20 protein-coding genes are annotated in these 23,340 nt (G+C 59.2%); all 20 read right to left on the bottom strand.

Annotated features, from left to right (window positions below; all coding sequences use genetic code 11):
- Positions 1-50 precede the first annotated feature (50 nt).
- Positions 51-1,577, bottom strand: a complete 1,527-nt coding sequence (locus tag ONB25_04870; protein ID MDZ7392224.1) for a GWxTD domain-containing protein — start codon at positions 1,575-1,577, stop codon at positions 51-53.
- 250 nt (positions 1,578-1,827) lie between these two features.
- A complete protein-coding gene (locus ONB25_04865) occupies positions 1,828-2,796 on the bottom strand; it encodes a DUF192 domain-containing protein (protein MDZ7392223.1) in 969 nt (322 codons plus the stop codon).
- 31 nt (positions 2,797-2,827) lie between these two features.
- Entirely contained in the window at positions 2,828-3,181 is a 354-nt protein-coding gene (locus ONB25_04860; protein ID MDZ7392222.1) for a hypothetical protein, read from the bottom strand.
- Between the two features lie 25 nt (positions 3,182-3,206).
- Positions 3,207-4,151 carry a type II secretion system F family protein gene (locus ONB25_04855; GenBank protein ID MDZ7392221.1) on the bottom strand — a complete coding sequence of 315 codons (945 nt, stop codon included), beginning with the start codon at positions 4,149-4,151 and terminating at the stop codon, positions 3,207-3,209.
- Between the two features lie 13 nt (positions 4,152-4,164).
- Entirely contained in the window at positions 4,165-5,136 is a 972-nt protein-coding gene (locus ONB25_04850; protein MDZ7392220.1) for a type II secretion system F family protein, read from the bottom strand.
- A gap of 45 nt (positions 5,137-5,181) precedes the next feature.
- Positions 5,182-6,015: a response regulator gene (locus ONB25_04845; protein ID MDZ7392219.1), complete on the bottom strand. Its 834-nt coding sequence runs from the start codon at positions 6,013-6,015 to the stop codon at positions 5,182-5,184.
- A gap of 6 nt (positions 6,016-6,021) precedes the next feature.
- Positions 6,022-6,468 (bottom strand): response regulator, encoded by a 447-nt coding sequence (locus ONB25_04840; protein ID MDZ7392218.1) that lies wholly within the window; start codon positions 6,466-6,468, stop codon positions 6,022-6,024.
- Positions 6,468-9,233, bottom strand: a complete 2,766-nt coding sequence (locus ONB25_04835; GenBank protein ID MDZ7392217.1) for a PAS domain S-box protein — start codon at positions 9,231-9,233, stop codon at positions 6,468-6,470. The genes ONB25_04840 and ONB25_04835 overlap by 1 nt, the downstream gene beginning before the upstream one ends.
- A 174-nt stretch (positions 9,234-9,407) precedes the next feature.
- Entirely contained in the window at positions 9,408-10,979 is a 1,572-nt protein-coding gene (gene kaiC, locus ONB25_04830; protein ID MDZ7392216.1) for a circadian clock protein KaiC, read from the bottom strand.
- 46 nt (positions 10,980-11,025) lie between these two features.
- Positions 11,026-12,465, bottom strand: a complete 1,440-nt coding sequence (locus ONB25_04825) for a CpaF family protein (protein ID MDZ7392215.1) — start codon at positions 12,463-12,465, stop codon at positions 11,026-11,028.
- A 34-nt stretch (positions 12,466-12,499) separates the two neighbouring features.
- Complete coding sequence (locus tag ONB25_04820) at positions 12,500-13,690, bottom strand: AAA family ATPase (protein ID MDZ7392214.1); 1,191 nt, start codon at positions 13,688-13,690, stop codon at positions 12,500-12,502.
- 57 nt (positions 13,691-13,747) lie between these two features.
- Positions 13,748-14,851 carry a pilus assembly protein N-terminal domain-containing protein gene (locus ONB25_04815; GenBank protein ID MDZ7392213.1) on the bottom strand — a complete coding sequence of 368 codons (1,104 nt, stop codon included), beginning with the start codon at positions 14,849-14,851 and terminating at the stop codon, positions 13,748-13,750.
- A gap of 46 nt (positions 14,852-14,897) precedes the next feature.
- Entirely contained in the window at positions 14,898-15,761 is an 864-nt protein-coding gene (gene cpaB, locus ONB25_04810) for a Flp pilus assembly protein CpaB (GenBank protein MDZ7392212.1), read from the bottom strand.
- 77 nt (positions 15,762-15,838) lie between these two features.
- Positions 15,839-16,237 carry a pilus assembly protein gene (locus ONB25_04805; GenBank protein MDZ7392211.1) on the bottom strand — a complete coding sequence of 133 codons (399 nt, stop codon included), beginning with the start codon at positions 16,235-16,237 and terminating at the stop codon, positions 15,839-15,841.
- Positions 16,238-16,259: 22 nt separating this feature from the next.
- Positions 16,260-16,748, bottom strand: coding sequence for an A24 family peptidase (locus ONB25_04800; protein MDZ7392210.1), 489 nt, complete (start codon positions 16,746-16,748; stop codon positions 16,260-16,262).
- A 161-nt stretch (positions 16,749-16,909) separates the two neighbouring features.
- Positions 16,910-17,074 carry a Flp family type IVb pilin gene (locus ONB25_04795; GenBank protein MDZ7392209.1) on the bottom strand — a complete coding sequence of 55 codons (165 nt, stop codon included), beginning with the start codon at positions 17,072-17,074 and terminating at the stop codon, positions 16,910-16,912.
- A 108-nt stretch (positions 17,075-17,182) separates the two neighbouring features.
- Positions 17,183-17,383: a hypothetical protein gene (locus ONB25_04790; GenBank protein MDZ7392208.1), complete on the bottom strand. Its 201-nt coding sequence runs from the start codon at positions 17,381-17,383 to the stop codon at positions 17,183-17,185.
- A 656-nt stretch (positions 17,384-18,039) separates the two neighbouring features.
- Complete coding sequence (locus ONB25_04785; protein MDZ7392207.1) at positions 18,040-18,702, bottom strand: MtnX-like HAD-IB family phosphatase; 663 nt, start codon at positions 18,700-18,702, stop codon at positions 18,040-18,042.
- 59 nt (positions 18,703-18,761) lie between these two features.
- Positions 18,762-21,491, bottom strand: coding sequence for a pyruvate, phosphate dikinase (gene ppdK / locus ONB25_04780; protein MDZ7392206.1), 2,730 nt, complete (start codon positions 21,489-21,491; stop codon positions 18,762-18,764).
- A gap of 110 nt (positions 21,492-21,601) precedes the next feature.
- Positions 21,602-23,308, bottom strand: a complete 1,707-nt coding sequence (locus tag ONB25_04775; GenBank protein ID MDZ7392205.1) for a S41 family peptidase — start codon at positions 23,306-23,308, stop codon at positions 21,602-21,604.
- Positions 23,309-23,340: the final 32 nt, after the last annotated feature.

Raw genomic sequence — 23,340 nt, 5'->3', positions numbered from 1 at the left:
CCCGCCTCAACAGCGGGGCGTTCTCGTTTTTGGCCGAAAGCTTGGTCGGCTCATTCCAGCTCGAAAGATGTGAATCCACTCGCTTGCTGACCGGTGTGACGGTCCGTGACGGTAACCACCAGCTCGGCCCGACCGGCTGGGCAGCGACTCATATCCAGTTGAACGTATCGCTGCTCCCATCGCTCCTTTCCCTCGCTGCGGAAGGACATACCCACAGCCTGGGCCTCCCGATCCTTCGCAAGAAAACTCACCACCTTGGAAAGTCGGTCCAGAAGTCCGCCGCCCTCGGCAGTGCGCAGCACATACTCGAGCTGGTAGTCACTCGACCCAGCCTCGTCAAGCATGAGGTTGTAGATCTCAAAATAGACAAAAAATGGCTTTCCTCGCTGAAAGAGGCGCTGCACCGTAGGCACAACCAGGACCCCGTTCGGCTTAAGGTGCTTGGCAACAGCTCCTTCGAGGACGCGGAGGGAGAGCTGCAGGTCACTCACCATCAAGCTATCGCCCGCAAATGAGCGCACCCGAAGCTGGCTCTTGATCACCGCAAGTCGCCTTGACTCCGGACACTCCAGCTCGAAAGCTACATTGTAAAGCCCGGGCGCCAACGCCTCGTCGTGCTGGTTCACATAGCTCTTTCCCGCAACTTGTTCATGCGATTCGGCGCGCAACTCGAGGGTCTCCTCGCGCCGGACAACGGGCTGGTACTCCTCGTCGTAAATCACGAGACGTTTTATGAGATGGCTGACCAGCGACGACTGCTCGCCCGGCACGTAGGTGACCTGGTTGAGCGGGACCGCATAATAGAATTCCACCCGCGTTGCACCCGATTCGCCGCGGAAGCACGCGGAGGTGATGTGGACATCCAGTGGCTCCTGGCTGTAGCGGAAGGAAAAACGGCTCGGCGGTGCGACGTTCAAGGCCTGAGTCTTCTCGCTCAGGAGGTTGCTCGCCACTGCGAAGTAGTCATGCGTGTTGCCACCGGTGTTCCGGAAAGCTGCGTAGCGTTGGTGAAGAACTTCGCGCTCGCCGTACAGTTCCGAAGCGATGCGGACCTTCTCGTTCAAAGGGGCACCCGTCACGGCTTGCGACAAATCGTTCACCTCCTGATAGCCGAACCCTGGGCGCCGCACAAAGTCCACAAACAGGTTCAAACCGAAATATGCCCATGTGAGGTTGTCCAAGTATTTCCGCCCGCCACCTACGCTCTCGACAAAGTCGTCAGGAGGGCCGTAGCGAACGTAGTACCTGGCGCGGTCGTCCAGGTAGGTGGGGCCAACCACCGTAGAAAAGTGTTGCCATGCGTAAGCAAATCGCCGCTCGAACTCCTCGCGGTATGGGTTTTCCCCAGAGCTCGGCAGAGGGTCTACCATGCGCCAGTAGCGCTCTTCCCAGCGGGCGCGGGCCGCTGAGTCGGGCAGAGCCTCGTAAAGTTGAGCTAGTTCGGGCGAAAGAATGGCAGTGAATGCGGCCTGCCTGGCCTTTGCCCATCGTTGCTCGCTGGAGTCCGCCCTCACCATGCCGGCCAACAGGGTGGCACTTGTGCAGAGTCCGCACAAAACCGGGCACACCTTGCTCATGCGCCAAATCCTCCCTTTTGTCCGGAGAATTGTATGCAATTTGGGGGTTAAAAGCAAGAGGATTCGCCCCGTGTCTTCCCGCGGCCGCCGGCGAAGGTTCCCGCGTGGCGAGTCATGTGCGGAGGGCTTTTTCGTGCAAGACCCCCGGCCGAGTTTACCCCGGCAGGGGGTCCGCACGTAGGATGGTGGAAGAGTGAGGGTGTGGTCTCAGTTTCGAAGGTGACGCCCGATTGATGGCCCGTAAGCCACCTTACAAGACTCCTGGGACAAAGCGCCACCGCACGCGCCGCTTGTAGGCGCGGTAGCCGGCCTCAGATGAAAGGAGCTCCTCCTCGGCCGCGGCTCGCACGTATTGGCCCACCATGATACCGGCTACAAGCAGCACATTCACGAGCGTCAAGTTCCCCACAAGAAACCCGGCATAATAGAACAGCTCACTACTATAGAGCGGGTGGCGGACGAGTCGGTACATGCCACTGCACTTGATGGGACGCACTGCCGCCACCACACCAAAGCTACGACCCAGGCTGAGTAAAGAGGCAAAGATGGCACCCATGCCTATTAGCTGGAGTACTGCGGAAATCAGGCGAAAGAAACCCTTTTCGACCGGCGCCGGGGTCAGACACAGGGAAAGGAACACGGTGCCAATGGCTGCGAACCAATCAAATGCACGTGCCGACACAACCGAACTCCGGCGCCGGGTAAGAAAAAGGTACACCAATAAGGAATTGACAAAAAAGAGGCCGAGCGGAAGGATGTCCCCCGCACGCTGCCAGCCTTGATATGCGTGGTATGCAAACCTGAGATACAAGACAGCAAGGGCCGCGTTGGTCAAGTAGTGCATTGCCTCGGTGAGGCCGCGCAGATGCACGCTATCCGGGGCCAGGTGGAGAATGTCGCCCACTCTCACCTGCAAACTTCGGCACACGCCGGCAGGAAGCTCCAACACGCTGCTCGCATTCGGCACTGTTTGCACCACTTGCCCTGGCTGAAGGTCTGAGACGATTCGCACCACACGATGCCGGGCATCCAGGAACAGCGCATCTATGGGGTAGCGCATCCCCACTGTGTGAATGGCCCGGCAAGGCCGTAGCCAGAGCGCCAGACCACGACGGAACTCGCGCAAGCCCAGCAATCCGACGAGCCTCGACAAGAGAGAATTCGCTTCCACCACGGTGGTGGCTAGTAGCCGCCTTCTGGTAGCATCAATGGCCGGCATCCCTTCCCTCCCGCTCCAGAATGAACCTGTTTCACCAAATCTTCAGCATCACCACCGCGTGTTTCTGCAGGTCGATGATGCGCTCTTCGCGCACCACCCGATTGCCCTCCATGCGCGTCCTGTACCCTTCAGCTAGGACGACCTGGCGATCGTTGATCTGCACCAGGCGACCCTCGTAGCGACGGCCGTCTTCGGTCACCGCCTGCATCATGGGCGCCGTTCCAGCGTGCAGACGACCGTCGGTGTGCAAGCTCCGGATCTGGCTCCCCACAAAGACCGCCTTCGGTGGCGTGGAGGGCGGCGCATATTTGTGCACACCACCACCACACGCCACCATTGCCGAGCACAACAAGATGAGCACCATCAACGAGCCTTTCTTCATCATGATGACCGCCTCCACGTTTTCTACCTCACCGCATACCGGATGAAGAAAACACTTTGATCACTTGCAAGAGCCCTGGTCCTAAGAGCACAACAAACAGGGCAGGCAGTATGAAGAACACGAGCGGAAACAGGAGCTTTATGCTTGTCTTGGCGGCTGCCTCTTCCGCCCTCTGCCGACGTCTGGTTCGCAAACTGTCCGACTGTGCGCGCAGCGTCTTGGCCATGCTGGAGCCCAACCTGTCCGTCTGGATGAGAATGGCCACAAATGACTGGATATCCTCCACGGGATTCCGCTCCGCCAGGTGGCGCAGTGCGTCCTGCCGCGATATGCCGGCTCGCATCTCCTTGGTCACCATCAAGAACTCATCACTCACTACCGGGCAGTGCCGCTTCAATTCTTCCCCCACGCGCAAAAGGGCAGCATTGAGTCCAAGGCCTGCCTCTACGCAGACCACCATCAAGTCCAAGGCGTCGGGGAGCCCTCGGACAATTGCTTTTTTCCGCCGATTGATCTGGCTGCGTAGCCATAGCTGTGGCAGCGTGTAGCCCATCATTGCGAACATGCAAATGATTAATAGACTCATGGCCGCAGGCTTTCGTGCCGCGGCGGCAACCCCCATTCCTGCTAACCCGAGGAACAAGCTCAGGGCGACTTGCGCACCGATAAACACGTTGACTGCGTCATTGCGGAGCACCCCCGCCTGGAGCAACTGCAATTTGAGCCCCCGCAATTTCTCCTCGCTGAGCGGCCGCGATTTGCTGATGCGCTCCAGGACTCTGACCATAGTCGGGCGCAGCTTGGCACCAGGCAGAGTACTCCCCTCCTTCTCCCGCCTGGAATAGTCCTCTTCCACATAACGGTGTAACCTCTGTAGGACCGGATTGTGACGGGCGAAGAGCCTGTACACACCGTAGCCGACGCCAAAAGTGATGCCAAACGTGGCAAGAGCTGTCGCGATGACCAGGTCCATTCCGCGTCCTCAACTACGGTTTGATGTTAACCACTTTCCTAATCACAAGAAAACCGAGAAACTGCATGAAGAGCGCCATGGCGATCATGTACTGGCCCAACTTCTCCGTCACCAAAAGCATGATGTACTGACGATTGAGCACTGAGATAATCAGTGCCATGACGAACGGCATACCGGTGAGCATCCAGCCGGTGAAGCGACCCTGGGCGGTTTGCGCCCGCACTTGGCCAATGAGCTTGAAGCGTTCGCGGATGGTGAGACTGATTTTTTCCAGCAGCTCCGTCAGGTTGCCGCCAATGTCACGCTGAATGAGCAACGCGGTGACAAAGAAACGCAAATCCAAGCTGTCGATACGCTGCGTCAAACGCTCCAGCGACTCCTCAATGGGTATGCCCAGTGCTTGCTCCTCGTAGGTTTTGCTAAACTCCTCGCCAATAGGAGGTCGTGCTTCTTTGCCCACCATGCCCAGAGCACCCACGAAGGAGAGCCCCGCCCGTAGAGCGCTGGTCATGAGATCCAAGGCGTCGGGGAAATGGCGCTCGAACTGTTTGAGGCGACGCTTCCGCTTCTGTTTTACCCACAGAAGCGGCAGGAAGCCGCTCGCCACGGTGACCAATACCGTGAGAGCTGGGTTCTGCAACCTCATAGTGAACAAAAAGGCAATGCTGGCCACCACCAGCATGAGGAGGACCATGCTCCCAACGGTCATCTTCATGCCCGCCTGCTCGAGAAGGCGACGCAGAGCCGCAGCAAAATCCATCCGCCGCAAAATGCGATTGAAAAGTGGGATGGTGCTGAGCTGGTCCCTGGTGATAACTATCTCCGGCGTCTGCTCCTTTTCTACATGCGGCTTTTGCAGCGTGAAGCGCTCCAAACGATCCCGCACGCGGCGGCGACGCTTTTCTACCGGTATGGTAACACCGAAGTAAAAGAGCCCAAAGGCCAGCAGACTGGCGATCAGTATGTCAACAATGCCAATGTGCACTCTCTCCTCTTCTCGCTACCGAGTGTTGGTCCTTCGTCACTCTGCTCAGGCGGTCTGCATCAGGTCCTGCCGTTTGTAGTGATTCAGCAAGCGTCCGAGGACCTCTACCGCAAAGATCTGAGCATTGAGAGCCAGTGGCTTTGGCGCCTCCAACCCCCCTTTGGCGAGCCTGCTTTTCAGGGCCTGCAGGTGAATGTCGATCACATCCCTTGCCCCTGCAGATTCTTCGCGCAAGCGCTGCACCAGGTGCGTTAAACGTGAACCAACCCCATGCGGACTGCCATTGCTCACGTATTCCTCCAGCAGCTCGCCATAGAGTTCCGCGATGTCGTCGACGAAGCGGGGTCTGCGTTCCCGCAGAGGTTGGTCGATGTCATCGGCAAACGGGGTAGTCTTGGCGTCTACCATCGTCCGATAGGCGGCAATGGCATGCTTCAGGCTACTCTCGTTGTCTTGGCCGTTTTCACGGAGAGCCTTGAGGTCAGCCATGATTTTGCGTCGCTCCACTGCGTAGCGAATAGTGCGACGCAGGGTTTCGCCGGTGGCGGTCCCCTTCACCAGATAATCCTGGGCCCCCATGTGCAACGCTTCCACCGAGCTCTGTTCGTCGTCCAAGCCTGTGAGTACCACCACAGGAACCTGTGGGCTCTGCTTGCGTATGGCCACAACCGTTTCCAAACCTTGACTATCAGGCAAGGAGAGGTCGAGGAGGACGAGGTCAAACTCCTCCTTCTCCAGCCGGCGAAGTGCGGCCGAAAGCAAGCCCACACGCTCCAGCCGGAAGTGGACGGGCCCAGGCTCCGAAAGGGCAATCTCCACCAGCCGCGCGTCACCAGGATTGTCTTCCACTAATAGGACTTTGTACGGTTCTTCCACCATCGCACACTACTCCTTGGGAAGGTTCACAACTGAGAGCCAAAAGTGCTCTACTTCCTTCACCACGTGCATGAAGCGCTCCAGGTCGACGGGCTTGCTGATGTAGCAATTGGCGTGTAAGGAATACGACTTCACTATGTCTTCCTCTGCCTGGGACGTGGTCAGTATGACAACCGGGATGTGTCGCAGTTCCGGGTCCGATTTGATCTGGGCCAACACCTCTCTGCCGTCTACGCGCGGCAGGTTAAGATCAAGCAGGATCAGACCGGGTCGCGCCGCATCGGCATACGGCCCTTCGCGCCGCAAGTAGGCCAGGGCCTGTTCGCCGTCGTTCACTACATTGAGTTTGTTGCGGATCTTGTTCTGACGAAATGCCTCTTGGGTTAGACGCACATCGCCCGGGTTGTCCTCTACCAGCAGTATCTCGATGGGTCGGCCGTTGTTTCTCTCATCCATCATTCATTATCCTCTCGTTCATTGCTGGCAGGCAGGGTAAAGGTGAACACACTCCCTTTGCCAGGCTCTGATTCGGCACGGATTTGCCCGCCGTGTCGCTCCACAATCTTTTTCACCACCGCGAGTCCGATACCGGTGCCCGGATACTGCTCACGGGAATGGAGCCGTTGAAAGACGCCAAAGATGCGGTCGGCAAACTTCTGCTCGAAGCCTATGCCGTTGTCGCGTACGGAGATCTCCCACCATTTCTTGTCCCTGCGGACGCCCACGTGGATACGAGGTGGCTTCTCGTTCCGGAACTTGATGGCGTTGCCGAGGAGGTTCTGCATGACCTGGGTCATCTGCGTCCTGTCCACGGCAACCGTGGGCAACGGGTCACTGGTGATCTCGGCGCCGCTTTCCTCGATGGCGAAGCGCAGGTTGGCTTTAGCGTCTTCCAACACCGCCATCAGGTCCACCGGCTCGAAGGGCTTACCCCGCGTGGTTACCCGAGAATACTGGAGCAGATCATTAATGAGCACCTGCATGCGCTGGGCTCCGTCCACTGCGAAGCGAATGAATTCCAGAGCATCACTGTCCAGCTTGTCTTTGTAGCGATTGGCCAAGAGCTGGCAGTAGCTGGAGACCATGCGCAGGGGCTCTTGCAGGTCGTGCGATGCTACATAGGCGAACTGCTCCAGGTCTGCATTGGAGCGAGCCAAGGCTTGCGCACGCAGCGAGAGTTCTTTGCGCGCCTTACGCAAGGCGACCAGATTCATTGCCCGCGAGGCTGCGACGGTGGCATAGTCGGCAAGGAGACAGAGGTCTGCCTCGTCCTCCGGGCGGAAGCCCACATCCTGCCGCGGGTCCCCGACCACGAGCAGCCCGTACACGCTGCCGCCCGGTCCAAGCAGCGCGGTAACGAGGGTAGCACCGCAGGTACTCCGCACCTTCACCACCCGCGTCTTTCTACTTCGGAGTGGTGCCAGGTCCTCGCGGTCATAGCGGAGCACCTCCATGGCCCATGCCTGGGCATCGTCTCCTGGCTCGGCGCTCACAGCGAACATGGCGAGATTCCGGCGATCGCCGGCGAACTGCCCGATGGCGGCCCGTCGGCTTCCAACAATCTCCCGCGCCGCCGCGCAAATCTCCTGGTAAATACGCCCAACCTCGGAAGTCCGAATGAGTTGCATGGTCAAGCGATTGAGGATATCGGCCCGCCGCAGGCGCTCCTCCCGCTCCTGCTGGAGGCGCTTCTCCTCGCTGACGTCCTCAACCATGCCGTCGATGTAGAGCGGCTCGCCCATTTGGCCACGGACGAGTGTTGCCGACACTCGTGCCCAGAACCAGCTGCCATCCCGGCGCGCCAGCCGCAGTTCCACTCCATCGACACGCCCTTGTTTTGCCAACCTGCTGCGCAGGGCGGCGAGCCCCTTCTTGTCCACCGCGAAGGAGGCAAAACTCGCGCGCAGCAGTTCGTCAGGTTCTTCGCAGCCCAGCAAGCGGGCCAGAGCCGGGTTCACACTGCGCAGTGTACCGCGCCGGTCCGAGGCCATGCGGAAAATGCCCACAGGCACGTTCGCCTGCAGCGTGCGGTACTTCTCCTCAGACTCCGCCAGCGCCTGCTGCGCCCGCTTGCGCTCGGTGATGTCCTGGTAGATGCCAAAGGCGCCAATCCGCTCCCCGTGCACCATCACCGGCACGCCAAAGATCTCCACATCGACCGGGGTGCCGTCGCGGCGGTGACGCACGGTGACCACATGGACGCGATCGCCCGCCATCACTTGCTGCGTGAGCGCCAAGGCCTCCGCCGTCTTGTCCTGCACCGCAACGAGCGAGTCCAGTTTCTTGCCAATAATCTCGGCGCGCTCATACTGAAAGAGCCGCTCAAACGCTGGATTGGTGGTGGTAACCTTCCCTTCCAGGTCCACGGCGACCACTGCCAAGGGACTGTGTTCGATGAGGGCCTGAAGGTAGGTGCGCTGCTGCTTTATGCGTTCTTCCGCCTCACGCCGCGCCGTCACATCTTGAAAAACCAGCACCACCCCCAGCACGTGGCCGTTCTCGTCCCGAATGGGAGCCGCCGTGTCCTCTATAGGGAGAAGGCGCCCGTCCCGGCGGTTGACAAGCAGGGTGTTGGACAAGGTCAGGGGCTTGCCCTGCTCCAGCACGGCTTTTACTGGATCGTCGATCGGGTCGCGGGTCTCCTCATCCAGGATGGTCAGAATCTGGCTCCACTCCTTGCCCAATGCCTCCTGCTGTCGGCAACCGGCAATTGCCTCGGCCGCCGGATTCATGAACGTGATGCGACCGGCGGCATCGGTGGCCACCACTGCGTCACCGATACTGCGCAGGGTGGTGGCAAGCCACTGTTCGCTCTCGCGGAGACGACGCTCCAGGGTGTGGCGGTAGAGTGCCATCTCCACGGCTGTGTGCAGCTCGCGCTCTTCGAAAGGCTTGAGCACGTAACCAAACGGCTGCGTGATCTTGGCGCGCTGCAGGGTGGTCTCGTCAGAATAGGCCGTCAGGTAGACCACCGGGATATCCAGGTGGCGGCGGATCTCCTCGGCCGCCTGCACTCCGTCCATCTCCCCCTTGAGCTTGATGTCCATGAGCACGAGGTCCGGCCGCTCGCGCTGCGCCTTGGCGATGGCATCCTCGCCCGAGGCTGCGATGCCCACCACCTGGTAGCCAAGAGTCTGCAACCTGCGCTTGATGTCCATGGCGGTGATGGCAATGTCCTCCACCACCAATATTCTCGCCTTCGTGCCCATTATCGTCTGCATGTCCTCCCTATGGCCCACTCAGCGTCTTGGAACGCTCGCTATGGCCGATTCCTCCGCCCAGGGGAGCAAAGAGGCAATCCCTGCTTCGCCGCCGCGCAAAGGCATCTCAAGAACTCCCAACGGCTGTCAGTCTACCGCCCTCCCCTAGCTTCTCTTCTTTCGATGAAAATGATATCAAGCTTGAGTAGGCTCGACAGCGAGCGGTTGAGCCGGGCTCGTTTGCCCTGATTTGCCTGCCACAACCGCTCCGCCGTTCCCCGGATCCAAACGCTCCCGCAACTCCTCAATTTGGCGCGAGACGCCGAGGACGAACTCATCTTGGTCCCAGAAAACGTTGCCCAACTTGAGGCCCTCATCGGTAATGAACAGCTCGCGCAACTCAGAGACGTGGCGCATGCCGCGCGACTTGACGACCAGTAGTCCTCGGTTCAACCGCTCGGCAGTACTGACCTGACGAAGGCTGATGATGGTGTCCGCCAGACAGTTGAGGCCTGAAACCCATGCGTTGCACGAGTGGGTGTCCCCACCAACGTTGGCCGTCACCAGGAGCGTGATCCCTCGATTCTTCGCCTCGCTGATCAGGTAGAGTGGAAGTTGCAAGTCGGTTGCCTGACTCTGGATACGTTGCAAGGCGGAAAGAGAATCGCATGCCACCACTGCAGGGTGAAAACTGTCGATCTCCCTCAGCAGCAAGGTGAGGTGCTCCTCGCTGCCGTGCGCCTCAGGCAGCACGCCGATCAGGCGCATGAGCCCTTTGCTCTCCCACTGTTCTACGTTCATGCCCACACTGCGAAAGTTCCGACGGAGTTGGGCAGGCGACTCCTCGTAGGAGACGTACAGGGCTCGCTCGCCACGGGCGCAGGCAGCATCCAGGCACGACATGGCCAGGGATGACTTGCCGGTCCCTGTTTGCCCCGCTATTAGCACTGCGCTCTCGCGATAATAGCCACCCCCCAGCATATGGTCCAGCGCCAGCACGCCTGTGGAAATTCTCTCCTCGCTCACCGCGCTGGAAAGACCAAAAGTGGACAACGGCAAAATTAATAGGCCGTCGGGAGTGATTTGGTAGGGACATTCGTGCGCGCCATGCGAGGTACCTCGGTACTTCAACACGCGTAATCGCCGGCTTGCCACGTTGTTGATCATGCGGTTTTCTAGGCTGATCACGCAGTCAGCCAAGTACTCCTCGGCCGCGCACCGCTTTCCATTGCGGGCCTCTGCCGTGGCGGTCATGACCAGCGTAACACCTAGCTGCTCGATGCCGCGCATGATCACTTTCAGGTCCGACGCGTCGTAGTGTCCCTCCCCAGGAGATGGCAAGGTCAGGTTCGTCTCATCCAGGGCAATTCGCTTGGCACCGGTATGTTTGACCGCATATGCAACGGCTTCCACCAGCGCCTCCGGTTTGAGAAACGGTTCCTGGACCCCGTCGCCGCGCTTGGTGTGGAGGTCGGCGAGAACCAGACGGTTGTCGCGCAGCAAAGGTTCAAGGTCCCAATTCATCGTTTTCAGGTCCGCCAACACCTTGTCACGCGGGTCACTAAAGTTAACATAGATTCCTGGTTCACCGTACTGGGTGGCACCCCGGTAGAGGAACTCCATGCAGAGGATGGTTTTCCCTGCACCTGGCGAGCCGACCACTACGGTGGTGCGCCCATAAGGCAGCCCGCCATTGGTCAGGTCATCCAGACCCACTATGCCGGTCAACGTCTTCGGCAGAGCAGTTCTTTTGCCCATTTGATTCATGTGCAGCCTTCTCCTGTCTTACACGGCAGCAGGTTGTTGCACCGGTTTATCGCATGAGTTTGCGCGCGTGCATCTCCAGGTCCTGCTGCTGATGCTCACGGTGGATCTCCAACAAGATTGAGGGCTCAAACGTCATGCTCGGTGGAAGCTCGATGCCACAGGCCTTGAGCTTCTCGGTGCACTTAGGTCGCACTCCTGTTGCCTTGAAGCTTCCTACCACCGTACCGTCAGGAGCAATTCCGGTTTTCTCATAGACAAAAATGTCTTCCATGGTGATGGTATCGCCTTCCATGCCCGTCACTTCGGAAATGCTCAACACCTTGCGCGTGCCATCACTGAGGCGAGAGATCTGCACCACCAAGTCGATGGCGGAGGCCATGTATTCCCGAATGGCCCTCTCCGGCAAATTGGAAGTGGCCATCAAGACCATGGACTCGAGACGGCGCAGAGCGTCCCGGGGCGAGTTGGCGTGGAGCGTGGTCATCGAACCGTCGTGGCCGGTGTTCATGGCTTGCAGCATATCAAAGGCCTCGGCGCCTCGGCACTCGCCCACGATAATCCGATCGGGCCGCATCCGCAATGCGTTGATCAGGAGCTCCCGCTGCGTGACCGCTCCCTTGCCCTCCACATTTGGCGGCCGTGTCTCCAATCGCACCACGTGCTCCTGGTGTAGCTGCAGTTCCGCCGCATCTTCGATAGTGACGATGCGCTCCTCTCCAGGTACAAAGCTCGAGAGCACATTGAGGAAAGTGGTCTTTCCTGAGCCGGTACCGCCCGAGATAAGGATGTTGAGTCTCGCCCGCACTGCCCCCTGCATGAGCACGGCCATGTCGCGGGTCAAACTACCGATCTCTATCAGGTCCTCCATGGTGAACTTGCGCACACCGAATTTGCGGATGGACAGGGCCGGCCCATCGATGGCCAACGGCGGGATGATGGCATTCACGCGCGAGCCATCCGGAAGGCGCGCGTCCACCATGGGACTGGACTCGTCCACGCGCCGTCCCACCTGGGAGACAATGCGATCGATGATGTGCAGAAGGTGGTCGTCATCCTTGAACACAGTGTCTGTGCGCTCCAACTTACCGAAGCGCTCCACATAGACTTGCTTGTGGCCATTGACAAGGATGTCTGAGATTGTGGGGTCGGCCAGGAGTGGCTCCAGCGGGCCCAAGCCAAATGTCTCATGCTGGATCTCCGCCAACAGCCGCTCTCGATTGACGCCCGCCACCGGGAGGCTTTCGCTCTCCGAGTCCAGCAGCTCCTCGACAATCTTGCGCACTTCCGCCCGCAGCTGCTGTTCCGGGATCGCCCCGATCTGCGACAGGTCCAGCTTGTCGATGAGCTTGCGGTGGATGCGGGTCTTCAGCTCCTGGTAGGCTTTCTCCCGCTCGCCGCTCGCGGCCTTCCTCGGTACCGGCCCCTCAATCACTCCTTCACCCGTCAGGCCAAATTTTGCCAGTCGCGCACTTACCGCCGCATCCATCCTCTGTCCACTCCCATGACCCTACCGTTCCGTGCTACGCCGCCTCACTGAAGCGCTTGTCCAAGAACTCCGCCAGTTCCATCAGACTCTTGTTCAGCTTCGACTTTCCATCTCGCGAAGCGAAAGGCTCCCCCTTGTTTACAGCCGCCACACAGTCGCCGTACTTGTGATTCGGGATCCTCCAATCGATAGAACGCTTGACCAACTGCTGAAACTCCTCCAGCATGTACTCGTTCTGACTGGCATGCCGGTTCGAAACCAACAAGGTCTTGCTCAGGTCGAACCCCAGTTTCTGCAGAAGATCGAGCGTACGATTGGTGTTAACCAGCGATGGCACGTCCAGGTTCACAACCAAGAGGAGCAGGTCTGTCTCATCCAGGAACAACGCCGTTGTCTCATCCACAAACCGGTCCAAGTCTACCACGATATAGTCGTACTCTTGGCGCAGCAAGCCAAACATCTTGCTGAGGTCACCTGGCAAGACCTTGTAACTCCCGTTGGTGGCTTTGGGTGGCGGGAGGAAGTAGATCCCCGACTGGTGCTTCGGGAGCACGCGCTTTAGGGACTGAGGGTCGATCTGATCGATATCCCGTAACAAGTCCGTGAGCGAGATCTTAGGTTGGATGTCCAGAAAAATTGCGACCGAGCCGGTTTGAAAATTGGCGTCCATAACCACCACCGTCTTCTGCAAAGAAGTAAGGTGGACGGCAAGATTTGTTGCGATGGTGGTCGCCCCGAGCCCTCCCTTGACGCCGTACACAGAGACAACTTTGCCCGCCTTCTGCGGGATCAAACCTAGGGTGACCTTTGTGTTCAAGAAACGGCGGACCGCTGCCGCCAATTCATGTCGGTCAATGGGGCGCACCAGATACTCACGCGCCCCCGCTCGCATAGATTCCAACAGTAGCTCTGGCGAACCACTGTCCGCAGTAAAGAAGGCCGTCATATTTGGCAGGGACAGGGCCGCCCGCGTGAGGAACGACAGCGCTTCGCTGGCGTTAGGAACTCCACTGAGAATAAGTAGGTCCGGGCGGTGAGTACGCACCTGCTGCATCCCATCAGTGAGATTTGGGCTTTTCACCACCGGGTCGAACACACCAATCTCATTGAGCACTTCCTCAATCAGCTGCACGGAAGCCTCCTCAGGCTCCACAATGACCGCCGACAATTTGCGCGTCTCGGCCACTTCTTGCGGCTTTTGCTGCTTTCGCGACTTTCCAAGCATTTCCACACCCACCCAGTTTCTTTGCCTGCTCGGGCTCGTCCTACACTCAGCCCGCGCTCATTCCGTTCGTATCTCCTCCACCTCCGCCGGCCGCATCGGCTTCACAATGTGCGGCACAATCAGGATGATTAACTCACTCTCCTCTGTTCCGGCACGCTTGCTCTTAAACAGATTGCCCAGGATGGGAATATGTCCCAGCACCGGGATGCGGGACATGGTGTTGATCATCTCCCTGGTCATCAGGCCGCCGATCACCAACCCTTCGCCGTCCTTGAGATGAACCGTGGTCGATGCCCGCCTGCTCAGGAGGGACGGAATGCGGAACCCGTTTAGGATTATTCCATTCTCGAAATCTAAACTGCTCACCTCCGGTGCTACCCTGAGCTGGATTGTTTCGGAGTCTAAAATGGTGGGGACAAATCGGAGTCGCACGCCGAACTCCTTAAACACGATGGTCACACCCTGAAAGTTGACGATGGGTACAGGAAACTCGCCTCCGGCCAAGAAGCTGGCCGTGTCGCCGTTTGCTGCCACCAGGTTGGGCTCGGCCAGGGTGGTCAACACGCGGCGTTCCTCCAAGGCGCGAATTACCGAGGAAAGCTTCTGGCTGGGGATGGAGAAGAAGAAACTTACGTTCTCATCGACAACTGGAGGGATTTGCGGGGTGTTTACCCGTCCGGCAAAGCTGCCTGCGGTGAGCTGCTCGGAGCCCACCCTCAACTGTTCGATGATGAAGTGTGCCCCCAATTCGCGCAACGCCCCACGGGTCATCTCCGCAAAGCGCACCTGGAGCATGACCTGCTCGGCTGATTCCTTGCGCGTGACCTCCACCGTGTATTCCTGGTACGAGGTCTCGTTGGTCCACACCACCACGTTGGTGGTGCCGACCTTCTTGCCTACCACTAACATGTGCCTTGGTGTGGTGACCGTGACGTCGGCGATCTCCGGGTCGGCAACGAACACCTTTGCTATGCTTGCCGGGAATTCCAAGACCGCCGACCGCGAAGGCTCCAGCTCCACGTAACGTCCATTCCATTTTTGACCGGGGGCCGCAATGAGCTGGACGCTGACGGTCCACACCAGCAGGGGGAGCCACGCACAGAAGGCTTTCCACCGCTCTCCCCGTCCTCCGTCACACTCTCTGTTCCTCATCTTCCTCATCCCTTCCTCTTCCCATCCTTACATTGTCGCCCAAAAAGACCGGTGCTCAAGGCTCTCTTGGTTCTGCACCCTCCTTGAAACTAACTTCCGATTTTTTCCCCTGACGAAAAACCTCCACTGTGTGCTCTTGCTGTTTTGCCTGAGGCGTGGGAGCAGACCTCGGACGGTAGCTTGGCTGCGGAGAGGCCGGTTTGGGGACCTCGATGAGCTCAGTGAGCGAAGCCCCTTTTGTTTCATGACGCAAGGAGTCGGCAGCGTTCCGGAGGATGAGCTGCAGCTTGCCCTCGGTGCTCGCCAAGGCCAGTTTCTCCGCCTCCTCTGGTGTGACCAGCAAGGTCACCGCCTGCACCGACATGGGTGAGTCACTCTCGCGTTTTGTCTCCTGGTCCACTGCCACCACCTCCACGTTTTGCAGAATGATCTTCGTCTTGGCCGTTTCCTTCGAATAACCTGTGGAGGTGGTGACAATGACGTCCACACGACAACCGGGCAGGATGAAGCCGCTCACGCCACTGACCACATTGACCCCCACGGTCATCGCCACCTTTCCCGGGGGAATGACACTGGAAAGGCCCTTGCGGGAACCAACCGGGGCCAGCTTCCGCTCCGTGATGGGGTCGCCGGCCAGGATCTCGTACCGCACCACTCTGCCCACTACCTCGTCGATGCTTCGGAAGCCGTCGCTGGGGGCGATTTCCACGGGCCAGCTCTTCACCGTCAGGACGTCCCTGTTTAGTTCGGCGCCGATCTTGAGATCGGCTGCAGCGACTACCACGCCGACCGTGGTGGGCTGCACGGGGGACTCGCTCTCCGCCCGCGCCGACAGCTGGGTGATGCGTCCCTTGGCAATGTATGCCGCCCCCAGCGAACTTGCCAGCGCAATCGGCACAAGGATCTTAGCCTTCACCATGGTTGTCCTGCTACCTCATTATCAGTCCACCATCCCAAGCGGGGTTTCTTCCCCGCCCCGTCTGCCACGTATCCAGCTCACCCCTCCCAGCGCATTACCGCCGTGTGAGAGATGTTCAGCTGCCCCCCAAGGCCCGGCACTAGACCGCCGGTCAGAAAGGTGTGAGGGATCGTCACTGTGCAGCGAACGCTGTTGTTGCCATCCGGGCCCGACACGGACACCGTGTAGTTGTTGTAGCCCGCAGCAGTGATGACGTTGATAGCTGCCTGCCGTGCACTGCCGGAACCGGCACCGGTCGCCGCCACCCGAGCCCCCTCCCGCGCCGCACCGCTGGCCACGTTGAGTGTCATCATCGCCCGTCCAAATTCGATGATCGCCGCCAGGATCACGAGCATCAGAGGCAACACCAGCGCGAATTCCGCTAACGACTGCCCCCGTTCGCCAAACAAACGTCTTTTTGTGCCTGGTCGTAGCACTTTTGCCTATCGCCTCCTCGCTTTACCACACCATAGCCAGCAGTGCGCCTCCGCCGATGGCCACGCCGTAGGGAACGGTCAGACGTGTGTTCTGCCCTGTCGCGGCGCCCAGTCGATTCTCTCCTGTCCATCTTTGTTTTCCCATACCTCGTTGGGCAGCCATGAACAGAGAGAGCATTGCGCCCAACACTGCCATAAAAAAGAGGGAACGAGGCAGCGCGGCCAATCCCACCCATGCCGCCATTGCTGCGGCCAGTTTCACGTCACCGCCCCCCATCATGCCGCCAGCATACAGCAACGCCATCAGTGCAAAAGCAAACGCCATCCCCCCTGCCCCGTCAAGTGCCATGACTGCTCCCCCCAACAGCCCCCGCATCAGCAGGGCTAATGCCGCTGCTGGATATGTTAACCAGTTGGGTATGCGGCGCCAGCGCCAATCGTAGTAGCCTGCCACGAAAGCCAGGACACACACTGCGCCGCCCACCACTGCTTTGAGTAGGGTCGTTTCCATCCTGCCTGTCCACTTTCTCACCGGCATGAGGAGGGAGGGCACCGCCTCTCCCGATGAGGAGGCTATGTCGGCACCGGATTCGTTGGTGCTTGAGGCGCTTGCCTCATCTTGTTTTGGTGCCAGGCCCCCCCTCCTCCACGCTCAGTGCGTGCTGCTACGCGTCACAACGCATTGGCAATCTGGGTCAGCAGGTTGTTAATGTTGCCGCCTAGCAGCGTCAGGGCCGCGATGCACACGATCGCCACCAGGAAAATGATCAGCCCATATTCCGGAAGGGTCTGACCTTCTTCCCGCCTGACCAGTGACCAAAGCTGCTTGAGAGCCATCACGCACCTCACCTCCCTTCGTCCACAAGTTTGGGGTTCTTAGCCTATGTTAACAACCAACTACACGTCTGCCACCACGAAGCACGTCTGGCTGGAGCACATGCCTCCTTATTGCAGTGCCCCACCGGCCGTCGTCAATGGAAGACTCACGCGGACCCCCAGTGCCGAAAGCAGAGCAATACAGGCAATGACCACGAAGAAAACTGTAATCGCGTATTCGAAGAGGGTTTGACCTTGTTGGCAGTCAGAGATCAGTCGCACCCATCGGCGTACCACTGCCACCACACCTGTCGCCACCCTACCCATCACACCTGACCTCACCTTTCGCGCTGCTGCGCCCACCACCCGACATGCATCGGTACGACACCCCACCTCAGGCTGCCGGGGTACTACACAAGCGGGGATTCGTAGACCGGGCGTCAACCGCCCGCCACATGGGCATCCTACCGCCCATCAACAGGGGAGAGGTTCCACATTCTGTGACAAGCGCGCTTCGTCCACCTCCGCATGTTGCTTTCTTTCTGCACGATTTTGCCACCGCCCACAGGCTGACAGGGGCGGCGTTCCGGCCATCAAACTTACAAGATGTGTGCCACCCTACGCCCAATGGATGTCCAGGCCTTCAAGTGCCAAAATATTAGACAGTTATTTGGCCTGAACCCCTCGTGTGAGTTAACAGTGTCCGGGATGGAAAGCGCGAAAGGTGTGGCGTGGAAGACACAGTTAGGGAAAAGAACCTGCTAATGCCATGACATTACTGAAGGTTACCTTTGTGGCAAAGACTCCACACAGCTTGCTTGTGCTGTCCACGTTGTGCCACACTCTGCGGCCCGGACGGACAGCCGCACTACTCCTTGATGAAGCGAAAGGATTTGGATATGAAGAAGACTCAGAAAGCAAAACAGGGGCGCTATGAGACGGGAGAAAACGGCAGGACTGGCAGAACCAACTCTTGACCTAACTAGCTATCGGAGCGGGTCTCTTCCCGTGAGGAGCGTTTTGACCTGGTCCAGACAGTCAGCAAATGTCTGGAACGGGGCGTGAGGCAGGTGCTTGGTGCGACAGTAGCGAAGCAGGTCCCCTTTTGCCAGCACAAAGTCCGCCTCCTCAGCACCGCAGCGGTCGGACAGCCCGTCACCCACATAGATGACCACCTCGCCGTCGGCGCGATGGGTGCGAACATGGTAGCCCTTGCAGTTGCCACACACTCGACATCCCAGCTCAAAGTAGGGAAACTCAGGGATGATGACCCCATCGTCGCCGAAGATCAGATGGTTGCTGCGAAAGGGGATATGCCCAAGGCCATGCCGGCGAAGGATTCGCTCGATGTAGAAGTCAAGACCGTCGCTGAGCACCATGAGCGGCACCTGGTGCGCGGCGCAGAAGGAGGCGAAGCCGGAGAAGTACGGGTCCAGCTGCTGTTCGTCGGCATAAGCAGCAATGCTATCGGCGGTGGCGCGGGCCAACTTGCATTCTCGCTCCAAGCACTCCCGCGAGGTGATTAGACCCTGCTTCCATGCCTGAACCGCTTTCTGCCAATCGGGGTGGGCAAAACGTGCGAATAGGCCGTCGCCCACGTCCTTGGCCGCTACCGTGCCGTCAAAGTCTGTGAAGATGCGGAGCTTCATCGGCGTAAAAAGAGGCGCCCGCTCAAGGCAGGCGCCTCGGTAGCTTTCCTGAAGATGTTCTACTTGGACCGTTTTTGTCCACCGTAGCGAAGTGCCGCTCGCGCCGCTGCGAGCCGGGCAATGGGCACCCTGAACGGCGAGCACGAGACATAGTCAAGGCCCACACGGTGGCAGAACTCGATTGAGGCAGGGTCACCACCGTGTTCACCACAGATGCCGATTTTCAGGTCCGGCCGCACCGAGCGCCCTTTCTGGACTCCCATCTCCACAAGCTGCCCAACGCCGGTCTGGTCCAGAGTCTGGAATGGGTCCTCCGGCAGAATTCCCTCTTCCAAGTAGGAAGCCAGGATGGCGCCCACGTCATCACGGGAAAAACCGAAAGTAGTCTGAGTCAGATCGTTGGTGCCGAAAGAGAAGAATTCAGCACTGCGCGCGATCTCATCGGCTGTCAAGCAGGCGCGCGGAATTTCGATCATCGTACCCACAAGGTAGCGGAAAGTTACCTGGTACTTGCTCATCACCTCTTCGGCAACCCTGCGGATGATCTTCTCTTGGTGCTGGAACTCTTTGAGGGTCCCCACCAGGGGCACCATGACCTCAGGGTAGACCTTCACCCCCTGCTTGGTCAACTCTGCGGCCGCCTCGAAAATGGCGCGCGCCTGCATCTCAGTGATTTCCGGGTAAGCAATACCAAGGCGGCAGCCGCGGTGGCCCAGCATGGGGTTCGCCTCATGGAGCGAGGCAACGCGCGCCTCGATCTTCTTAGCCGGCACGTTCAGCTGCTCTGCCAGCTCCTTAATCTGCTTCTTGTTCAGGTTGATGAACTCGTGCAAAGGTGGGTCAAGCAGGCGGATGGTAACCGGCAATCCTTGCATCGCCCGGAAGATCCCCAAGAAGTCTTTCTTCTGATAGGGCAACAGTTTAGCCAGGGCTTTGCGCCGCTCGCGCTCATTGTCCGCCAGGATCATCTGCCGCATGGCGAGGATGCGCTTCGGATCAAAGAACATGTGCTCGGTGCGACACAGTCCGATGCCCTCTGCGCCGAATGCGCGAGCTTGGGCTGCGTCCTCGGGTCGGTCGGCATTGGTGCGCACGCCCAAAGTGCGGAATTCGTCTGCCCACTGCATGAGCTGCTGGTACGCCTGGTTGCGCTCCAAGTCGGGGACCACCAAAGGTAGTTTTCCCGCGTACACACGGCCGGTCGTGCCGTTGATGGTGACCCAGTCACCCTGCTTCAGCACCTGGCCGTTAACGCTCATCTTCTTGTTGACCGCGTCGATCTCCAACGCACCGCAGCCAACGATGCAGGGTTTGCCCCAGCCGCGTGCGACGAGCGCGGCATGACTGGTCATCCCCCCTTTAGAGGTCAGAATGGCCTCTGCGGCGTGCATACCGTGCACGTCCTCCGGCGAGGTCTCGGTACGCACGAGGATGACGCGTTGCTTCACCTTGCCCAGTCGTTCTGCCTCGTCGGCAGTAAACACGATCTGTCCTGTGGCGCCACCCGGTCCCGCGGGCAGACCCACGGCCAGTGGCTGAACATGACGCTCCTTTATCGGGTCCACCATGGGATGGAGCAGCTCGTCAAGCTGCGAGGGCTTGACGCGCATGATGGCTTCTTTCTTATCGATGAGCCCTTCGTTGCACATGTCCACCGCCATGCGCACTGCTGCCTGTCCATTCCGCTTGCCCACGCGCGTCTGCAGCATCCAGAGCCGACCTTCCTGGATGGTGAACTCGATGTCCTGCATGTCCCGATAACGCTTCTCCAGCGTCTGGCGGATGCTCTCCAGCTGCTTGTAGAGCTCAGGCATCATCTCTTCGAGGCTGGGCAAATGCTTGTTGTCAGGAGTCTTGTTGGCTTTGTTAAGTGGATAGGGGGTGCGGATGCCTGCGACCACATCCTCACCTTGGGCGTTCACCAGCCACTCGCCGTAGAACACGTTTTCGCCAGTGGCGGGGTTGCGCGTGAAGGCCACTCCCGTGGCGGAACGGTCGCCCATGTTACCGAACACCATGCTCTGCACGTTCACTGCGGTACCCCAGTCGTCGGGAATGCCCTCGATGCGGCGATAAGAGACCGCCCGCTTACCCGTCCACGACTGGAACACGGCGCCGATTCCACCCCAGAGCTGTTCCATCGGATCATCGGGGAACGGTTTCCCCAACACCTGCTCCACCTTCTTCTTGAAAATGTCCACCAACTTCTTCAAGTCGTCAGCCGTCAGTTCGGTGTCCAGTTTCACCCCGCGCTTCTTCTTGAGCTTATCCATTTCGTGCTCAAGCTGCTGCCGAACGCCCTTGCCCTCCTCCGGCTCGATGCCCGCGGCCTTTTCCATCACCACGTCTGCGTACATCATGATCAGCCGGCGGTAGGCGTCGTAAGCGAAGCGTTCGTTTTGGGTCTTGGCGATCAGTCCGCCAATGGTGCGGGAGGTCAGCCCGATGTTGAGCACAGTCTCCATCATCCCCGGCATGGAACTGCGCGCCCCTGAACGGACAGACACCAGAAGCGGGTTCTCCGGGTCACCAAAGCGGCTCCCCATGAGTTGCTCAGTACGCCGCAACGCATCTTCCACCTGCCGCTTCAAGCCTGGGGGGTATTGTTTGTTATTGGCATAGTAGTAGGTGCAGACCTCAGTGGTGATGGTGAAGCCCGGAGGCACAGGCAGGTTCAGGCGACACATTTCCGCCAAATTGGCTCCTTTGCCGCCCAGCAACTCCTTCATGTCCGCATCCCCTTCTGCCTGCCCTTGAGCGAAAAAGTAGACGTACTTCTTCTCTCCCATCCGAATTCTCCTCCTCAACCTAATTCCGAAGCGTTGTTATCCACTCTCCCTGTACCTAGCGGCCCTAGTGGCCGATGCAGCACTTCGGCCACATCCGGGATAGTTCGCGCTCAGCCGCCAATGGTAGCCTTTTTCCCTAAGATGGCGCTGTAAGTGCGCGGACTGTTCAAAACCTCAAGCGCCTTCTGCACCACCTGGTCGTCATCGAGCGTCGCGGCAATCCCCGCCGAAGTGCCCCACACTTTGGTCACGATCTCTCGCTCCAGCGACTGGCGGATGTAGTCCAGGCTCTGTTCGAACTCACGTTTCTTCTGTTCCGCGATTGCGGCGCGAATAGCCTGAACCTGGGGCGCGACACTGGAAAGGTAGCCACTCTTGCGTGCAGCCTTTTCGAAGGCATCCAGCTCGGCCTCCCCATCCGTCTTGTACTCGAACTTTTTCTCTGCCAGGAATTGCCTGAACTCACGCACCATCTTCTCGTCCGCCACAAACTCGCGCGGCAGGTCCGGATGGCGCTGCACATAGTTCACGGCAAAGTTGAAGAACATCGACTGACTGAGCAGAGCGAATTCAAGGCGACTCAATGTATCAGGATTCACCTGAATGTCGGGCACAATGCCGCCGCCGCCACGCACCGTCCGCCCGGAGGAGGTACGATACTCCTTTTTCGGATCCGCGGCCTGTTCAAGACGCGCAATCCCTTCGGCGTAAAGCACGCTGGTACGACCCTTGTCAAAGACGTCGGGATTCTGGATAAGGCGGCCGCTGGGGATGAAGTACTCCGAGGTGGTAATCCGCAACGTGGACCGTGGCCCCACGCCCACCACGCGCTGGACCAGCCCCTTGCCGAAGGTCGTATTGCCGATAACTACACCTCGGTCCAGGTCCTGAATAGCACCGGCCACAATCTCCGAGGCAGAGGCACTATACGAGTCCACCAGCACCGCCAGCGGCAGGTCCTGCCACACGGGGTCCTTTTCCGCTCGATACTCGCGGTCATCGCTCTTGACCCGCCCCTTGGTGGAGACAATCAGCTCCCCTTTGGGGACGAAAACGTTTGCCACCTCGACTGCCGCCTCCAACAATCCTCCTGGGTTAGAGCGAAGATCGAGGATGAGTTTCTTCGCGCCCTGCTCCTTCAGCTTTGCTACCGCGCGCTCCACTTCGCTGCCCGCATTGCGGCCGAAGCGGGTCAGCCGTATGAATCCCACGTCGCCATCTATGATCGTAGCACAGTTGATGTCCTCGACCGTGATGACATCGCGAATGAGCCGGAAGGTTAGTACCTCATCGACCCCTTCGCGCCGGATCTTAACGACCACTTCGGTGCCTGGCTCTCCACGCAGAAGCTGCGCGGTCTCGGAAATGGTCAGGTCCTTGGTGCTCTTCCCGTCCACTTCGAGGATCTGGTCCCCCTCGCGAATGCCGGCGCGAAAGGCCGGCTTGCCGTCGAACGGTTGCTCCACCACCGTAGCCCAGCCATTGCGCATGCCGATGCGCATGCCCACGCCCCCGTACTTGCCTGAGGTGAGGATCTCCAGTTCATCGTCCTCTTCGGCCTTGAGAAAGACGGTATAAGGGTCCAGGCGCTCCAACATGCCGTCGATAGCTGCCTGGACGCACTTCTCCGGGTCGACCTCCTCGATATACCGCTGCACCACCGACTCATAGACGTTGCTGAACAGAATGATGCTCCGCCGCAACTGCTCGTTGTAGTCGGGGCCGCGGTTGCCGACTACCGTGGAAAGCCACCCGCTCAGGCCCACAGTGACCACTATGAGGGCGGCCACCAACCCCACCTGCTTCTTGGTGCTCATTGTGCACCTCCATATGACACAGCCATAGACTC

This window comes from candidate division KSB1 bacterium, assembly GCA_034506335.1.
GTDB lineage: Bacteria > Zhuqueibacterota > Zhuqueibacteria > JANLFK01 > Oleimicrobiaceae > Oleimicrobium.
The sequence above is the reverse complement of the archived record's forward strand: the minus strand, read 5'-3'. Positions and strand labels throughout refer to the sequence as shown.

What these genes read in the sequence shown, in the direction of transcription:
- ONB25_04870 (MDZ7392224.1), bottom strand. Translation starts at nt 1,577, where the DNA reads ATGAGCAAGGTGTGCCCGGTTTTGTGCGGACTCTGCACAAGTGCCACC.
- ONB25_04865 (MDZ7392223.1), bottom strand. Translation starts at nt 2,796, where the DNA reads ATGCCGGCCATTGATGCTACCAGAAGGCGGCTACTAGCCACCACCGTG.
- ONB25_04860 (MDZ7392222.1), bottom strand. Translation starts at nt 3,181, where the DNA reads ATGATGAAGAAAGGCTCGTTGATGGTGCTCATCTTGTTGTGCTCGGCA.
- ONB25_04855 (MDZ7392221.1), bottom strand. Translation starts at nt 4,151, where the DNA reads ATGGACCTGGTCATCGCGACAGCTCTTGCCACGTTTGGCATCACTTTT.
- ONB25_04845 (MDZ7392219.1), bottom strand. Translation starts at nt 6,015, where the DNA reads ATGGTGGAAGAACCGTACAAAGTCCTATTAGTGGAAGACAATCCTGGT.
- ONB25_04840 (MDZ7392218.1), bottom strand. Translation starts at nt 6,468, where the DNA reads ATGGATGAGAGAAACAACGGCCGACCCATCGAGATACTGCTGGTAGAG.
- ONB25_04835 (MDZ7392217.1), bottom strand. Translation starts at nt 9,233, where the DNA reads ATGCAGACGATAATGGGCACGAAGGCGAGAATATTGGTGGTGGAGGAC.
- kaiC (MDZ7392216.1), bottom strand. Translation starts at nt 10,979, where the DNA reads ATGAATCAAATGGGCAAAAGAACTGCTCTGCCGAAGACGTTGACCGGC.
- ONB25_04825 (MDZ7392215.1), bottom strand. Translation starts at nt 12,465, where the DNA reads ATGGATGCGGCGGTAAGTGCGCGACTGGCAAAATTTGGCCTGACGGGT.
- ONB25_04820 (MDZ7392214.1), bottom strand. Translation starts at nt 13,690, where the DNA reads ATGCTTGGAAAGTCGCGAAAGCAGCAAAAGCCGCAAGAAGTGGCCGAG.
- ONB25_04815 (MDZ7392213.1), bottom strand. Translation starts at nt 14,851, where the DNA reads ATGAGGAAGATGAGGAACAGAGAGTGTGACGGAGGACGGGGAGAGCGG.
- cpaB (MDZ7392212.1), bottom strand. Translation starts at nt 15,761, where the DNA reads ATGGTGAAGGCTAAGATCCTTGTGCCGATTGCGCTGGCAAGTTCGCTG.
- ONB25_04800 (MDZ7392210.1), bottom strand. Translation starts at nt 16,748, where the DNA reads ATGGAAACGACCCTACTCAAAGCAGTGGTGGGCGGCGCAGTGTGTGTC.
- ONB25_04795 (MDZ7392209.1), bottom strand. Translation starts at nt 17,074, where the DNA reads ATGGCTCTCAAGCAGCTTTGGTCACTGGTCAGGCGGGAAGAAGGTCAG.
- ONB25_04785 (MDZ7392207.1), bottom strand. Translation starts at nt 18,702, where the DNA reads ATGAAGCTCCGCATCTTCACAGACTTTGACGGCACGGTAGCGGCCAAG.
- ppdK (MDZ7392206.1), bottom strand. Translation starts at nt 21,491, where the DNA reads ATGGGAGAGAAGAAGTACGTCTACTTTTTCGCTCAAGGGCAGGCAGAA.
- ONB25_04775 (MDZ7392205.1), bottom strand. Translation starts at nt 23,308, where the DNA reads ATGAGCACCAAGAAGCAGGTGGGGTTGGTGGCCGCCCTCATAGTGGTC.